This window comes from Larkinella knui, from assembly GCF_003858645.1.
Classification (GTDB): Bacteria; Bacteroidota; Bacteroidia; order Cytophagales; family Spirosomataceae; genus Larkinella; species Larkinella knui.
This window is the reverse complement of the sequence record NZ_RQJP01000003.1, coordinates 442,864-459,830: the sequence shown is the minus strand read 5'-3', so window position 1 is coordinate 459,830 and position 16,967 is coordinate 442,864. Positions and strand designations below refer to the sequence as shown.

Annotated in this window: 11 protein-coding genes; 7 read left to right on the top strand and 4 right to left on the bottom strand. The window is 53.2% G+C overall.

Annotation, left to right across the window (positions count from 1 at the left end; translation table 11 throughout):
- Positions 1–92 precede the first annotated feature (92 nt).
- Positions 93–4,631, bottom strand: coding sequence for a chemotaxis protein CheB (locus EHT87_RS15945; RefSeq protein ID WP_124907649.1), 4,539 nt, complete (start codon positions 4,629–4,631; stop codon positions 93–95).
- A gap of 182 nt (positions 4,632–4,813) precedes the next feature.
- Between EHT87_RS15945 and EHT87_RS15940 the strand changes: the two genes are divergently transcribed.
- The 6 genes from EHT87_RS15940 (at position 4,814) to glgB (ending at position 11,592) form a co-directional block, all read left to right on the top strand.
- The gene (locus EHT87_RS15940) at positions 4,814–5,827 is read left to right on the top strand and encodes a chemotaxis protein CheB (RefSeq protein ID WP_124907648.1); all 1,014 of its coding nucleotides are present in this window, start codon (positions 4,814–4,816) and stop codon (positions 5,825–5,827) included.
- Positions 5,828–6,130: 303 nt separating this feature from the next.
- Positions 6,131–6,355 carry a hypothetical protein gene (locus EHT87_RS15935; protein WP_124907647.1) on the top strand — a complete coding sequence of 75 codons (225 nt, stop codon included), beginning with the start codon at positions 6,131–6,133 and terminating at the stop codon, positions 6,353–6,355.
- Positions 6,356–6,384: 29 nt separating this feature from the next.
- Positions 6,385–6,768, top strand: coding sequence for a hypothetical protein (locus tag EHT87_RS15930; protein WP_124907646.1), 384 nt, complete (start codon positions 6,385–6,387; stop codon positions 6,766–6,768).
- A 102-nt stretch (positions 6,769–6,870) separates the two neighbouring features.
- Positions 6,871–7,476 (top strand): hypothetical protein, encoded by a 606-nt coding sequence (locus EHT87_RS15925; RefSeq protein WP_124907645.1) that lies wholly within the window; start codon positions 6,871–6,873, stop codon positions 7,474–7,476.
- 97 nt (positions 7,477–7,573) lie between these two features.
- Positions 7,574–9,259 (top strand): putative maltokinase, encoded by a 1,686-nt coding sequence (locus EHT87_RS15920; RefSeq protein ID WP_124907644.1) that lies wholly within the window; start codon positions 7,574–7,576, stop codon positions 9,257–9,259.
- A gap of 338 nt (positions 9,260–9,597) precedes the next feature.
- Entirely contained in the window at positions 9,598–11,592 is a 1,995-nt protein-coding gene (glgB, locus tag EHT87_RS15915; RefSeq protein ID WP_124907643.1) for a 1,4-alpha-glucan branching protein GlgB, read from the top strand.
- Positions 11,593–11,703: 111 nt separating this feature from the next.
- Here the strand turns inward: glgB and EHT87_RS15910 are convergent, their stop codons facing one another.
- Genes EHT87_RS15910 through EHT87_RS15900 form a run of 3 tightly spaced genes read right to left on the bottom strand, consistent with a single transcriptional unit; the run spans position 11,704 to position 15,957 of the window.
- On the bottom strand, positions 11,704–13,923 hold the full coding sequence (locus EHT87_RS15910) for a TonB-dependent receptor (protein WP_124907642.1): 2,220 nt from the start codon (positions 13,921–13,923) through the stop codon (positions 11,704–11,706).
- A gap of 55 nt (positions 13,924–13,978) precedes the next feature.
- On the bottom strand, positions 13,979–15,280 hold the full coding sequence (locus tag EHT87_RS15905; RefSeq protein WP_124907641.1) for a sensor histidine kinase: 1,302 nt from the start codon (positions 15,278–15,280) through the stop codon (positions 13,979–13,981).
- A complete protein-coding gene (locus EHT87_RS15900) occupies positions 15,277–15,957 on the bottom strand; it encodes a response regulator transcription factor (RefSeq protein WP_124907640.1) in 681 nt (226 codons plus the stop codon). The genes EHT87_RS15905 and EHT87_RS15900 overlap by 4 nt, the downstream gene beginning before the upstream one ends.
- 195 nt (positions 15,958–16,152) lie before the next feature.
- Here EHT87_RS15900 and EHT87_RS15895 point away from each other — a divergent pair, with 195 nt between their 5' ends.
- Entirely contained in the window at positions 16,153–16,929 is a 777-nt protein-coding gene (locus EHT87_RS15895; RefSeq protein WP_124907639.1) for a phosphatase PAP2 family protein, read from the top strand.
- Positions 16,930–16,967: the final 38 nt, after the last annotated feature.

The following is a 16,967-nucleotide window of genomic DNA, read 5'->3' as shown; positions in this document are numbered from 1 at the left end:
AACTTCACAAAGTAGTAACCCGAAAAAATCTAATAAGTTATCGATTATCAGACTAAATCGGCCTATTCATAAAAATAAGTCGGGCGGGCCTGTCAGCCTGGATGCGATTCCGATACGGGAAAACGGATCCTGAAAATGGTACCGTTATCCGGCGGGATTTCCACCGTCAGTTTAGCGTTTACCAGCTCGCACAGCCGTTTGACGATGGACAACCCGATTCCTTCGCCGGAATTCTGGCGGGAAAGCGATTCGGACGTTCCATAGGATTCCTCGTTTCCAACCGGATAGTCCATCAGCAGCCTGACCAGATTGGGTTGTAGGCCCGGCCCCGTATCCTGGATCGTCAGCCACCAGGACCGGGTTTTGTCATCGCGCCCCCAGTGTACGGTGACGCCCCCGGTTTCGGTATATTTCAGGGCATTGATCAGCAGATTCTGGGCAATCCGGCGAACAATAACCGGGTCACCTTCCACGGGCAACTGGGCGGGGCCATCGATCTGAATCCACAGGCCCCGCCCGTCGCCCATCGTTCTCAGACTTTCGCCGAGATCCCGCAGCAGGTCGGCTACGTCGAACGCGATGTTCTGCACCTGTTCCTGACCGGCTTCCAGCCGGGCAAAGTCCAGCAGTTCCGTCAGCATCACCGTCATCTGTTGCAAATTCCGCTGCATCATCTCCAGCATCTGGCTGCGTTCTTCCTCCGTGTCCATCAGGTCGAGCAGCGAAGCCGCTCCCTGAATCACCCCGAAACTGCCCCGTAAATCGTGGGAGGCCCTTCTCAGAAATTCGCCCCGGTCTTTTACGTGCTGGCGGAGGCTGGCCAGTGCCTGAATACTATCGTTCGAGCGGTTCAGTTCCTGCAACAGTTGGTTCTGCTGGCTTTCCGAATGTTTCAGCGACGTGATGTCTAACCCGGTCATGACCAGACCCCCATCGTATTTGATAATCGACGTGCCCCACCAGCGGTCGATGCCGTGACTTTGGTCGTATTGTTCCAGGTAAATGGACTGGCCCGTTTCAACCACCTGTTTAAACTGATCGAACATGCCCTCCTGCCACTGGGTAGGAAACAGGTGGCTGGCCAGTTCGCCCTGCATCTGGCTAATGGATTTTGAGTTCAGATTGGCAAACTTCTGATTGCAGATAATTAATTGAAAATCAGCAATAGAATCGACGCCGGGAACCGATTTGAAATAAGCAATCGAAGCGGGCGAGCTGTTCAAAACCGCCTGTAAGCTATCGGCCGTTTCCTTGATGGTCCGCTGCACCTGAACGAGTTCGGTGATGTTACGGGAAATGGCCAGTACGCTGGTGACGATTCCGTCAGAGTCTGGTTCCGGAACGATATTGGTATAAAAAGAAACCTCACCCGTTTCGGTCGGAAACGAATAATAATGGTTAACCGGCTGTTTGCTTTCAAACACCCGTTTCAGTTTTTCCATGTAGGGAACGGCAATTTCGTCGGCAATCCCCATTTCCTGTAACGTTTTGCCAACCGAGGATTCAAAGGGAGCGCCCGTGATGGTTTCGAAAGCCGAATTGGCAAAAAGAAGCCTTAAATCCGTGTCCCAGCGGGTAATGTTGTCGGGCGTGTTTTCGACCAGCGTGCGCAGCTGTTCTTCGCGTTGCCGGAGCAAGGTTTCATTGGTGTGTAATTCCCTGGTACGTTCCTGCACCCGTAGATCCAGCTCCCGGTTGAGTGTCTTCTGAAGATGCACATCGGAACAGGTCCCTAAATAGCCGTTGAACGAGCCGTCAGATTTGAAAATAGGACTGGCGTGCTCGAGCATCCACCGGTATTCGCCATCGTGTCGACGCAGGCGGTATTCGGAAGAAAACGGCTGCCGTTTCTCAAAACTGACGTGAAACCGGGCCAGGTAATTTTGCCGGTCGTCGGGGTGAATTCCTTCCGGCCAGCCGTGCCCCAGTTCGGCCTGCAGCGGCCGGCCGGTATAGCCTAACCAGGCGGTATTCAGGTAATTGTAGCGCCCGTCGGTGCCGGCCACCCAGATCAGGGCCGGCGCACTGTCCACAATCGTATGAAACCAGGCTTCCTGTTCGGCCAGCATGCGCTGCACCTGCCGGTGTTCGGTAATGTCATCGATGGCCAGCAGTATGGCTTCCTGGCTGTGTTGCCGGATTACCTTGCGGGCGTTGAGATACATCACTTTTTCCCCGATTTCCGGGAAACTATGGGACACCTCGAAGCCCACAAATTTGGCGTCCTGCTCCAGAACTTCGTCGAGCATCTTCCGCAGCTTCGGAATGTCCCACTGCCGGTTGCCCAGTTCGTAGAACATTCGCCCTTCGGTGTCGTCTTCCTGCACCCGAAAAATGGAATAGAAGGCCCGGTTGGCACTCATCACTTTCAGGTCGCGGTTGAGAACGACGGTGGCCTCCCGGATGGTGGCGAAGATGTCCTCGGCAAACTCATAGGCTTCGGTCAACTGGTCGTTGCGTTGCTGGAGTTCCTGGTTGATGGTCTGAAGCTCTTCATTCGATGACTCGATCTCTTCCTTGCTGGTTTCCAGTTCTTCGTTGATGCTTTGCAGTTCCTCGTTGCTGCTGATAATTTCTTCGTTGGCCGATTGCAGTTCCTCGTTGTTGGCTTCCTGCTCCTCGATGATCGAGTGCAGATCTTCCCGCAGCGTAGCCAGTTCATCTTCCAGTTGCTTGATCCGCCGGTTGCGAACACCCGCCAACCCGGCTTCGGGAACCGAAGAGGCTATGATTTCTTCAAAAATGATCAGGAAAAGCCGTTCTTCCGTGTCGGTTTTGAGCGGAACCGCTTCAATAGCCACCTGATGGGTTTTGTTTTTCAGTTTGATTTCCAAACCGGTTTTCCGCACCGATTCGCCCGATTTATGCGCTTTATGAACGGTATTGCGCAATTCGAAGAGCAGCGACGGGCGGGCCATTTTGAGCAGGTTCAGACTGGCTTTTCCCGGCAACGGTTCAAGAAAAAGACCCGTTGACCCGCGAAACTGAAGGATATCGAGATCCTGATTGACCACGACGCTGGCCGGAACATACTGGCTCAATAACAGGCTGTCTACCAGGCTATCCAGATTCGGGGCGGTTGCCCCGGATTTGGGAGCGGGCGGTATTCGGTTGGGTTCTTCCATAAGCTCAGTGGCTGGCAACCGGGGGTTCATTTCAAAAGAAGGCCGACTGGCAACGTCGTTTTTGCGGACATAGATCTTGTAGTTTTTTTCGAGCTGAGCAAAAAACGATACCGAGGAACCAATCGTTTCGGATTTTCCCAAAAGCAAATAACCGGTCGGATTCAACGCGTAGTGAAACGTGGCGATGGCTTTTTTCTGAAGTACATTGTCCAGATAAATCAGCAGATTTCGGCAACTGATCAGGTCGAGCCGGGAGAAGGGCGGATCTTTAAAAATATTGTGCGGGGCAAATACGCACAGGTCACGAATGGTTCGGCTGATGCGGTATTGATCGTCAACTTTCGTAAAAAACCGTTGCAGTCGCTGGGGTGAAATATCCATCACCTCGCTCCGGGAGTAGCTGCCGTGCCGGGCCTTGGCAATGGCGGTTTCGCTCAGGTCGGTAGCAAAAATATGAACCGGCATGCCCGGCGTCCGGTCGTCGAGCACTTCCAGAATCAGCATGGCAATCGAGTAGGCTTCCTGGCCGGTCGAGCAGGCCGGTATCCAGATCCGCAGCGGTTCGCGGGCCGTCTTCGTCTTGATGATCTGAGGCAGCAGGATTTTCTTGAGATAATCCATCGTCTCCTCGTCCCGGAAAAAGTGCGTTACGTTGATCAGCAAGTCGCTGTAGAGTGCATCGACTTCGGAGGTATGCTGTTTCAGATACTGGATATAGTCCTGCAGGTGTTCGAGTTTATACAGCAGCATCCGCCGGATGATGCGCCGGCGAATGGTGGACACCTTGTAGTGGGTAAAATCAACGCCGGTCGATTTCTTCAGAAATTGAATAACGGCTTTCAGGTCCTCGTCCGGCGTCTGAACATCATTCGGCCCTTCCGCCAGCGCCGTTAGCCGGAAAAGAAAAGTTTGATGACTCAGCCGCTCCAGTTCTTTGGCAATCCCTTTCGGCGGAAGCACAAAATCGACCACCCCCTCGTGAATGGCCGTTTTTGGCATACTCTGAAACTGAGCGGTTTCATCCTGCACAATGGTGATGCCACCGGCGGCTTTTATGGCCTTCAGTCCCAGCGTGCCGTCGGATGCTGCGCCCGACAGCAGAATACCGATGGCGCCTTCCCGCTGGCGACTGGCCAGCGAAGTAAAGAACTGATCGATCGGCATCTGAATGTGGGGCTGCGGGCGTCGGGGCGAAAGCGTCAGTACGCCATCGACCACTTCAATGTCTTTATTGGGAGGAATAATGTAGACGTAATCGCGCTCGATTCGCATTTCGTGTTCAGCCTCCCGCACCGGCATGGCCGTCACCCGGCCGATGATGGTGGCAATCTGGCTTTCGAAATTCGGGTCGAGGTGTTGAATGTATACGAAGGCAAATCCCGTGGTAGACGATAGATTTTCAAAAAGTTGAGATACGGCTTCCAGTCCCCCGGCGGAAGCCCCGATGGCCACAACCGGGACAATCACGTCGGTAGATAGAGGTTCAACAGGCGGTTTTTTACTCATAAAATAGGTCAAACCCAACGTTACCGGGATCGATTGACGAAGAAAGCTGGATTTTTGATGAATATGAATGTATATGTATTTAGCGGACTTGAAAAGTAATTATATCAAATTTAAACAAAAGCCGGTTGTAAAAATTATCTATCTATCTATCTAATTATCCAAAGTTCCTGGAATTGACAATTATGGCGAAACGCGATATCGTGGTGATCGGGGCCTCGGCGGGGGGCGTAACGGCTTTAAAACAGTTGGTGGCGACCCTTCCGCTAAATTTTACGGCTTCCGTATTTATTGTGCAACATGTATCTCCGCATTCTCCGAGTTTATTGCCCCAGATTCTGACTCATTCCGGCTCGATAAAAGCGACTCATCCCAAGGATGGTGAAATTATTCAGGCCGGTCAGATTTACGTGGCTCCCCCCGACCACCATATTCTGATTGAGGATAATCAGCTGGTTGTGAAACAGGGGCCTAAAGAAAACCGGTTTCGGCCTTCCATCGATGCCTTGTTCCGGTCGGCCGCGTATACGTACGGTCCCCGGGTGATCGGTATTATTTTGACCGGAATGCTGAACGATGGGACATCGGGCATGTGGTCCGTCAAACGGCTGGGTGGAGTAACCATCATTCAACAACCCGAAGAGGCCCTGTATCCCAGTATGCCCGACAGCGTGCTGGAGTACGTCGATGTCGATTACATCGTTCCGATTGCTGATATGGTCGACCTGCTGAACCGGTTGACCACCGAGGAGATTGCTGGCAAACCCCAACTTTCGGTGGACGAAGAAAAACGGATGGCGGCCGAAATTACCATTGCGGCTGAAGAAAACGCCTTCGATATGGGAATCCTGAAAATGGGTCAACTCAGTCCGCTGGCCTGTCCCGAATGCAGTGGTGTCCTGGTGAGTATTAAAGAAGGAAAACTGATTCGGTACCGGTGTCATACCGGCCATGCGTATACGGCGGCTGCCTTGCTGGCGGAAGTGACCCAAAACGTTGAAGAAGCGTTGTGGAAAAGTGTTCGTGGGTTGGAAGAAACCATTCTTTTGCTCGATCAGTCGGCCGAGCAGTTTGCGCAGGCCGGTAACCACAAAGCCGCCGAAGAGTTTTCGGAGAAAGCCCGCGAAACCCGCGAAAAGTCCCGCAGTCTCCATGAATTTATTTACCAGCAGAAGAAAACCCTGGCCAATCAGCCGTAAGCCGAACCGATTGCTCCGGCAAAGCGAATGAGGATTCTCAACCCGCTAAAGCCGTCGGACCGAATCCTCATTCGGCCGCACACGCGGGAGTCCAGTGAATAGAAATCGGTTGGCCAGAGGCCGGTTTTCCTTAACAATACCGCCGGAATGGAGTTAATCAAGAATAATTCCGCCCGAATTGGATCGGAAAGCCCGGCATCGGAACGGTTTTTTGGGCAACATTCCGGACGGAATACAAAGGCGAGCGGGATCAGAAACTAACCCGGCCAGGAAACGCAATACGCCAACTAATCGACGCAACGGATGAAAACGAAAGGACCAACGCAGAAAGTTCGTGACACCATCGCAGAAGCTCCCAAAGGGCATATCGAGGATACCGATCCCACGCAAAAACGGAATGTACCGGACGATGGCCCCAGTGGTGAAAATACCAAAAATGACGGCGAGCGGGGTGGTGGTCTCTGGACGAGTGGTGGCGAGGTTACTTCGGGAACCCCTTACCACTACGACGAAGACGAAAAAAAGTAACGAAACGAGTTTACTCAACAGAAAAACGCATGAAAAAGATACTTATGTCGGCAGCCATGCTGGTGGCCATTCTGGCCACATCGCTGCCAACGCAGGCACAAACGAGTAGTTCGGAAGGCCAGGCTGGCAATGCCGCTCCGAGCCGAAATGGCAGTTCTAAAGATCCGGGGTCCGATGCCGGAAAATCGCGGACCGGAACCAGCCGCAACGTAACCGGCTCGCGCCCGGACAGCAACCGGTTATCCAATAAATTTGGCCGTACGGGCGGGCAGGAAGCGCGCACTTCCCGCGCTCCGTCGACGGCCGACGGTGCCGTATCCGGCAAAAGCCGGGATAAGTCGTATCCGAAACCCAAGAAAGACCGTAGCAACGGGCGGACGTTTGGCAATACCGGAAAAGATACCAACAACTAGCCCGGCGGCTTTTTGAATTTCAAGCTTCTAAAACCCATTCCGGCCACCAACTGGAATGGGTTTTTGATACATCAGTGTTGAACCTGTTTTCCTCCAAATTCTATGAAACTCACCAGCATCATCGATACGATTCGACACGGAGTTGACCTGTTGAAAGGCGAAGAAACAGTCGACAAAACCTATTGCAGCGACAAAACCCACGCCGACGAGCCGACGGCCCAACGCGCCTTTGACCGGGCCAAAGAAAAACTGTTTGCGGTCGACCGCTGGTCTGATCTCTCCAGTCTGACGGCGGATTTTCACCTGTATGACCAGGCCGGAAACCGGAAAACAACCGGCAGTCCGGTCGTTGGCGACTACATCAAAGTCGATTTGCCCGGACCAGCGCCGGAAAACTGGGTGAAAGTGATTCACATCATCGACGAAGAAACCCGCGCCGGTTTTACGGCCCGGCCCTGCGCCGATCCGAACGATAAAGCCGCCGAAACCGAACACTTTTTTTCGGATACGTCAACCAGTACCTTCCACGTAGAACGGGAAGGACTCACGATCACGGCCTGCCAGATCGGTAAAAATGAGCGTGTTAACAACGAAGACGCGGAATCAGGCAACCGGGGCGCCGTCAATACCGTAATTGCCGGAGCCGGCTGGCTGTTCTACCAGAAGATACAATGGAAGACGTTGACCGCTTATCTGGTGGAAGAGTAAGATGTATAGTCTTTTATGCACATAAAATAGCCTTATTTGTCGAATCACTTTGTATTATTACGGGTAGAACCGCTTTACCTGTCACTCCTCTGTTTGCATGTTCGACTCAACTACTTCAAACCTGACCAGTTCATCTGCGTGGGCTAATCTGATTCAGGACCAGGACGCAATCCGGTTTCTGGAAACAACGATTCTGCCGCCGTATCTGAATTCGTGCCGTTGGTTTGCCGGTAAAGCCCGCCAGCAGGAGCACTTTCGGATTCGTTTTGTTCACGAAATTCCGTTTCGTTCCGATTCTTACACCGCCGAAAAAGCGTATTTGATCATCGTTGAAGCCGGATACGCCAATGGGGAGACGGAAAACTACCTGCTCCCGCTGTCTTTTATAGAAACCGATCGGCCCGATGTTCCGGATGTGTTGCCCAAAGGAATTGTGACAACGGCGGTTTTCGATCAAAAACCGGGGCTGATTGTCGATGCCATTTACGACGAGCGGTTTCGGCAGGTGCTGTATTTCAATCTGGCCCACCAGAACGCACTGGCCCAGAAAACCGGCCGGATCGTCTTCCACCGGGGTCGTGGGCTGGCGGCTGAACACATCGATGCGGAGGTGACGAGCCGGGTGCTTCCGGTCGATTCGAGTAATTCGGCACTGGTTTTTGGCGTCCCGAATCAGGGCGAAACCTATTTCCTGAAACTATACCGCAAACTCTTTCAGGAAACCAACCCGGAAGTGGATCTGGTTAGCTTTCTGACGGAACACAGCCACTTTACGCACATTCCGGCGTATGCCGGAAGCCTGATCTGGCAACAGGAAGGCGTTCCGGATGTTACGCTCGGAATGATGCAGTTGATGGTTGAAAATCAGCAGGATAGCTGGAATCAAACCGGCGACTACCTCAACGATTTTCTGTATGCGGTGCCACACCGTCTGTTTACCATCAAGGAAGATGTGTTTGATCGGGTGGAGTTGCTGGGCCGCCGAACGGCGCAGATGCATCTGGCCCTCTACAGTCCTGAATCGAACGACCCTTCGTTTGCGCCCGAACCCTTTACCGACGACTACCGGGAGTTTATCATCCGGCGGTTTGAAAGTCTGCTGGAACGCCGGTATACGCTGGTGATCGACAATTACGCGAAACTGGACCCACTGGCGCAGCGGCTGGCGTGGGTGTTTATGGAGGCAAAGGAGATGATCGATGAGTTTGTCAACGATTTTCGCCATCGCCCGCTTGAATCGCTACGCATCCGCATTCATGGCGATTATCACCTGGGGCAAGTGCTGGCAACGGGTAACGACTTCATTATCATCGACTTCGAAGGAGAACCGGAAAGCAGTATTTCGGAACGAAAAATCAAACACTCGCCTTTGAAAGACGTTGCGGGCATGATTCGGTCGTACCATTATGCGGTTTCGGCCAAGCTTTTTGGGAGTACCGAAACGGAACACATCGACCCCGACCACCTGCAACGCGTTTCCGAACGCTGGTACAAACTCATTCGGGACACGTACATGGACGCTTACCTGGAAACCATTGGCAGTCCGCATCCGCTGTATAAAAACAACAGTGAAGTTAACTTTTTGCTGCTGGTTTACCTACTGGAAAAAGCCGTCTATGAACTCGGGTATGAAATCAGTTACCGCCCGGCCTGGGTCAAAATCCCGCTGAAGGGAATCATGGATGTGATTCGGGAAATTGAAAAAATACGGATTGCCGATCCCACCCGAAATTCGGACCTCCCCCTGCTACAAATGGGGCTGTTGCAGACGAAAAAAGAGTAAGTTTGTGGAAACGAGCCTTTCTATGGAAATAACCGGTCTGGACCAGCGGGATGAAGAAAGAAAGGAAGCAAAAGGTTTGATGCCTGCGAAGCAACGGGCGTTCGGGACGAGTGGGTTGTGCTGCCGGAATGGAATAACGTACTGGTCTATACGCTTCCTGAGCACGGACACTGGATCGGCAACATCCTTATGTAAAGACCGACTTGCTGACGCCGGTTTTTTCAGGACTTGCAGATTGATTTGAACAAAGGTTTCGAAGAATAAATCCGATGGAATCACGGTGATTCATCAGAGAAAAATTTGTCTATATTTCACGAGCTAAACGAAATAGCTTTCCAATGGCGAAACGTACGACCACCAAAAATACCACCACCACTGACGCAAAACCGGAAACGGTACCCACGACTCAGTCGGAACAGCCAACAGAAAAAGGGGCTTACAGTCGGTTGACCGAATTTGACATCTATCTGTTCCGGGCCGGAAAACACACGCGGCTGTACGAAAAACTGGGCTCTCACGTCGTTGAGGTAGACGGGGTTGTCGGTACGTATTTTGCCGTCTGGGCTCCGTCGGCCCGCTACGTGTCGGTGATCGGAAATTTCAACGGCTGGAACAAGGGAAGCCATCCGCTCTACGCACGCTGGGACAGTTCGGGCATCTGGGAAGGATTTGTTCCGCACATTGGCCGGGGAGAGGTTTACAAATATGCCATTACGCACACCAGCGGCCGTGAAGTCGAAAAAGGAGACCCGTTTGCCCTCTGGTGGGAAATACCGCCCCGGACGGCTTCGGTGATCTGGGATACCTGGCATGAGTGGAAAGACGATTACTGGATGCGAAACCGGGGCAAATTCAACGCGCTGAACAAGCCCATTTCCGTGTATGAGCTCCACCTGAATTCGTGGCGACGGGACCCTTCGGAACCCACGCGGCAGTTGTCGTACCAGGAAGTTGCCGATGCGCTGGTGCCATATATCAAGGAGTTGGGCTTTACCCACGTCGAGTTTATGCCCGTCATGGAACATCCGTACGATCCGTCGTGGGGCTATCAGGTGACCGGTTATTTTGCACCGACGAGCCGGTTTGGTACTCCCCAGGATTTCATGCAGATGATCGAGCGGCTGCATCAGGAGAATATCGGTGTGTATCTCGACTGGGTGCCTTCGCACTTTCCGGGTGATGCGCACGGGTTGTACGAATTTGACGGTTCGCATTTGTACGAGCATCCCGACATGCGGAAGGGCTACCATCCCGACTGGAAAAGCTACATTTTTAACTACGGACGCAACGAAGTCCGGGCGTTTCTGCTTAGTAATGCCCTGTTCTGGCTGGACCGCTTTCATGCTGACGGGTTGCGCGTCGATGCGGTTGCGTCGATGTTGTACCTGGATTATTCCCGCAATCACGGGGAATGGGAGCCGAATATATTTGGGGGCCGGGAAAACCTGGAGGTCATTTCGCTCTTCAAGGAACTGAACGAAGCGGTTTACAAGGATTTTCCGGAAGCACAGATGATTGCGGAGGAGTCAACGGCTTTTCCGGGCGTGACGCGACCTACCTATGCCGGCGGTTTGGGCTTCGGCATGAAGTGGATGATGGGCTGGATGAACGACACCTTGCGGTATTTCCAGCGCGACTCCTACTACCGCCGTTGGCACCAGGACGAGCTGACATTCAGTACGGTATACGCGTTTTCGGAGAATTTCATGCTGCCGTTTTCCCACGATGAAGTGGTCTATGGGAAAAAGGCGCTGATCAGCAAAATGCCCGGTGACGAATGGCAGCGGTTTGCCAATCTGCGGTTGTTGTTTACGTACATGTTTACGCACCCCGGCACCAAACTACTGTTTATGGGCTGTGAATTCGGACAAACCTCGGAGTGGAAATTTGAAGGCAGTCTCGACTGGCACCTGCTCGATTTTGCTCCTCATCAGGGCATGAAAGAATGCGTCAAGGCGCTGAACAAGCTCTACCGGAACGAACCGGCCCTCCACGAACTGCAGTTCGTTCAGGATGGATTTGAGTGGATCGACACCATGGACCGCGAAAACAGCACCATTGTGTATGCCCGGAAAGGTACGCGCACGAAAGAACAGGTCGTGATTGTATTGAACATGACCCCCATACCGCGAACCGACTACCGAATTGGTGTTCCGGTAGCCGGCACCTGGGCTGAGGTATTCAACAGCGATGACAAAGCTTTTTTTGGCAGCGGTTTGCTCAATACCCAGCCGATCGTTTCGGAGCCGCAGGAATGGCACGGCCGTTCAACCTCGGTTGTATTGACCATTCCGCCCCTGGCAGCCGTGGTGCTGAAATACCAGAATAATTGAAATTGACGTTTTTGATGGGAACGCGGATTGAGCGGATGGCCCGGATTAACGCAGATTAAACGCTGTTTTGATCTGTTCGATCCGCGTTCCCATCCACTTGCGTAAACCGCGTCAATGCCATTTATACTTGATCGCCAGATTGACAATCCGCCCTTCCTGGGGAGCCCAGAGTGGCTGAACTGTCGGGTTGTTGATGGGTCCCGTCACCACCGGACCGTACTTGAGTTGCTGGATATTAAAGATGTTCTCGGCATTCAGGATCAGGCTGAAATGACCCAGCATCCGTTCGATGGCTGCGGCCCAGAACCAGTAATTGGCCACCCGCCGGTTATCGTACACATACTGATTGCCAACCCAGCTGGATTCAATACCAAACCGCCATTTTTCCGGAATATGATACGCCAGCGTCAGCGAAAACTTGTCCTGTGGGCTGAAAGGAACGTACGTATTTTCGCTCAGGTTCGTGCCGTTAGCGGCCTGCCGACGGGCCAGGGTATGGTTGTAGCCCAGATAAAATTCGATTTCATCATATTCTAACCGGAGGTACGTGTCCGTGCCCACGCTTCGCAGGTCATAGTTGGCATTCTGTAGTAAAGTCCGGCGGTTGGCGGTGGTATCGGTCGAAAGGGCGACGATGGGATTGCTGATGAAGGTGTAGTAAAATGCCTGATCGAGTTGAACCGTCAGGTGTTCACCTAGCGTGCTTTTGTAGGCAACGTCCAGATTGAGTCCCACCGACCGTTCCGATTTCAGATTCGCACGCAACGGCAGCAGATACCGGTACGACAGCCGGCTTTGGGTACGGGAATCGGCCGCCGTCAGGTTCGCGAAAATATTGGGGGTTTTATACCCCGTTCCAACGCTGGTTCGCACCGACCACTGCTCGTTTGGTTTGATCAAGACCGATAGCCGGGGCAGGAAAAAGTTGCCGAACACGGTATGATGATCGAGCCGCAACCCACCCTGAAGCGTAACTTTGTTGCCCGCCCGCCAGTCGTCCTGAAGAAATAAACCCACGGTATTGTAGGTAAAATCTGAAATCCGGCTGCTGTCGCTGGCTCCTTTCCGGAAGTGTTCCAGGGTCAGGTTGGCACCGGCAACCAGCGCGTGCGCTCCGCGTTGCGAGTAATCGGCGGCTTCGAAATAACCGGAGAGTTGCCGTCCGGAAAAATGAAAGCCGTTGTTCACTTCCGTCCGGTCGAAAAAACTCAGGGTTCCGCGACCCGTGAAGGTGTGTTTTTCCGAAAACCGGTGGTCGAACGTGGCGTCTGCCGAATGCCGCTGAATCGTGTTGCTGACCACGTAAGTATGCAGCCCTTCGGGTTGTTTTAGGGCCGTTACGTCGCCCCCGCTGCGTTTTTCGGTGATAAACGTGTAGCCCAGATTCAGCCGGTTTCTGGTGCTGGGCGTTAAAAACAGCCGGGGGTGAACCGTAACCTGGTGAATGAGCGGTGCATCCGAAAAACCGTCTTGGTTGACATCGACGGCGGGCTGGTTCGTGAGTCCGGCAAAAACCGTCAGCCCTGTTTTGGGATTGTATTGGCGGGCATAATAGGCATTCAGGTTTGTTTCCCGCAGATTGGACCGGTTTAAAACCATTGTCAGTTCCGGCTCGGCGCCCGGCTGGCGCGACACCAGATTGATCAATCCGCCGATGGCTCCTCCACCGTAGAGTGTGGAAGCAGACCCTTTGATTACCTCCACCTGCTTGAGATCGAGCGGTGGAATCTGCAACACGCCCAGATTACCGGAAAAGCCTTCGTAAAGCGGCAGCCCATCCCGCAAAATCTGCGTGTATTTCGGATCGAGCCCCTGCATGCGGATGCTTTGATTACCGGTTGTCAGCGACGTACGCTGAATGTGAATAATTGAAATATCACCCAGAATGCTGGCCACATTACCGGGAACAACGGCCGATTCCTCATCCATTTCTTCCAGACCGAGCACTTCTACTTTGATGGGCAAGTCTTCAAGGCGCGAATTGCTTCGGGTGGCCGTAACGGTAACTTCTTCCAAAGCCGCTTCGGTCGGGGCGAGTTCAATCAGGACCACAGAGTCGGGACTGGCCAGGGGCAACGTCAGACGAAAACGGTACGGTTGATAACCGACGAGGGTGACTATCAGTTGGTTTGGGCCATTGGGGAGGCTGGCGAGCTGGGCCTGTCCCTGGGCATCGGTCGTTGTACCGGTCGGCGGTTCGGCACTGGTTCGGATGGTAACACCGGAGAGGGGCGCGTGCGTCACGCTGTCTTCGACCCGAAGGTGGAGGGATTGCGCCTGTGCCAGATGCGTCAGCAGCAGGGTAATTCCGATGATCAGTACGTTTTTCATAGTTATTTCCCGGAAACCAAAGCTACCCGTTAATTCTGAAGGAAAACTAAAGATGCTAAACCGTATTGAAACCGACGGTGGGTGCGGGCTGCGGAAGGTCAAGGCGAAAAACATGCAGTCGCGTATCGGTCTGGTAGAAATAGTGAACGGCAATTCCGTAGAGGTGAGCAATTTGCTGTACCAGAGCCAGCCCCAGGCCGGTTGAATCGGGGTGGGCCGGATGCTTCCTAAACCGGTCGAACAGCTGATGGGCCGGAAAAGGAAGTGCTTCGCCCTGGTTCTGAATCATGAAACAGGAGGGGGTGAGCGTGATTTCTACCCTGGAAGCCGGCTCGCTGTAGCGTATGGCATTCTGCAGGAGATTGCTAACCAGTACCTCGGCCAGATAGGGGTTCATCGTTTGGTAAACATCGGGTGTCAGGCGGCACTCCCACCGTAAACCGTGATGGCGGGCAAAGTCGTGGTAGGTTTGCGCCAGTTCGTCCACAATCCGGCTGATGTTGATGTGTTCGCCGACGAATTGGTGGTTTTCGATGCGGGTCAGCAACAATAAACTTTTATTCAGCCGAACCAGCCGACGAATCGAATCCTGCGCCCGTTCAATCCCGATCACCTGCTCGGCGTTCAGCGGATCGATCGCCAGCAGATTTTCAAGTTCATGACCCACAATGGACAGGGGCGTCTGCATTTCATGGGCGGCATTGTCGGTAAACTGCTGTTGCGCCCTGAATTGTTCCTGAAGATTGCGGCTCATCGTATTCAGGGCCGAACTGAGCTGGTTAAACTCATCGGTGGTGCTTTGGGGAAACGTCATCACCGGTTGCGGATTTCCCGTGGAGTCCAGCCGGTACTGGCGTAACTGGTCGATCAATCGATAAAAAGGGTGCCACAACCGGCGAATTAGCCAGCCATTCAGAACCATGAGGGCCGCCATCAAAACCACAAAAGTTGCCGCTACACCGATTGACAGAAGCCGGGCGATTTCATCAAACTCGCCCATGGGCTGCCGAATCACAACCCGGTACTGAACGCCCGGTGCGGTTTTGATGGTGGCCGTTAACTGGCGCATGGGAACCAGGATTTTTTCGCGCCGGTCCAGCCCGAGGGTGTCGCTGTACGTTGGCAGAATGGGCATACCGGTCCGCGTGATTTCGATGCGCGACGACGCAATCCGCCGGGTGTCGGAGCCCGGATGTTGCCATTGATACCGGATGGATTCCAGGTCGCTGCTGAGCTGTTCATCGACTTCGTACTGAATGCCGGCGTGGATGAACGAATAGAAAAGCCACACTCCGCCCAAAGCCACCGGTATGGCCACCAGCAGCAAATTCAGCATCATTTTGTGCAGCAGTTTCATGGATGGGCCGTAAAAAGATACCCCACGCCGTAGCGGGTTCGTAAATAATCGGGACAGCCTTTCTCAATCAGCTTTTTCCGCAGGTTTTTAATGTGGGTATACAGAAAATCGTGGGAGTTCGCCAGATCCATGTGGTCGCCCCAGACAAACTCGGCAATGGCGGCTTTTGTAAGAAACCGGTCGGGATTAGCCACAAAAAACAGCAGAATCTGGTATTCTTTCTCGGTCAATAACACCAGTTGCCCCGCAACGTCTACCTGATGCGTGTGTGAATTGATGGTGATTTTTCCAAAATGAATCTGATTTTGACCGCCATACAGGCGTCGGCGCAACACGGATTTGATCCGGGCGTTGAGTTCTGGTAAATGAAACGGTTTGGTCAGGTAATCGTCCGAACCCAGCTCCAGCCCGGTTAGTTTGTCATGCAATGAGTCTCTGGCCGATACGATGATGATGCCCGTCTGGGCCTGGTGTGCTTTCAGTTGCCGGATCAGGTCCAGACCGTTTCCGTCGGGTAAGCCAATGTCGACCACCACACAGTCGTAGTCATAATCGTACATTTTTTCCAGGCCGTTCCGAAACGTGGCGGCCGTCGTAACGACGTACCCCTCCGTTTCGAGATAGACCTTCATGGTGTTCAAAAGAAGGGGTTCATCCTCAATCAGTAAAACTTTCATAAGTCCGGATGTGGTACGATTTTCAAAGTAAGGTATATATTCTGAATTCTTTCTGAAGACCGGGCGGACGTTGGCTTGATCTCCCGTTTGTGCGGTATCTCAACCCGGAAAGCCATCCTTCAGAATTTCTTTAGAATTGGCAACTACCTTCGTTGCAAACAGCAATACCAGTGTGGGTCATTCCGTTTGCACATAATGAAGCAACAACGTGTTCAGTGGTTTTTAATTATTTTTCTTAGCTATACTTCTCTAGTTCAGGCCCAGGCTCCGGTAAATCCGGCTGATTCCACCAGTGCCGGGCGGGCAACTCCGAGCGAGTTGCTGGCTGCAAGCACCCGGCCTGCTTTTCGTCCCAAGGCTTTTATCCTCCCGGCGGCCCTGATGACCGCCGGTTTGCTGACTCAGGGCCACTTGAGCCGCCAGGTAGAGCGTGAAGTGGTGAAACAATTTCCCGGCTTCAGGTCACCCGTAGATAACTACCTGCAATTTGCGCCAACCGTGGTGATGCTGGGTTTAGGAGCTGCGGGTGTGAAAGGGAAACACCGGTTTGGCGATCAACTCGTGCTGGCTGTGCTGGCAAACAGTGTGGCGCAGGGCATCACGACGACGCTTAAATTTGCCGTTTCTTATCCCCGGCCCGATCAAAATGGCCATCAGTCCTTTCCCTCAGGGCACACAACCAGTGCTTTTACCGGGGCAACGCTGCTGGCTCACGAGTATGGCGGGCGCAGCGGCTGGTACAGCTTCGCGGGCTACGCAGCCGCCACCACGGTTGGGGGCTTTCGGATCATTAAAAACCGCCACTGGCTGGCCGATGTCCTGTTTGGGGCCGGCGTCGGAATCGCATCGACGGAAGCCGTCTACCAATTGTATCCCTGGCTGAAACACCTGGTAGTTCGCCGGAAACAGACGGTTTTACTTCCGGTATACCAGGGAAGCTGGGGGGGCGTCTGCCTGACATCCGTCTTTTAAATAAACCATCTTCTGTACCAGTTCACCCGTCCGACCGT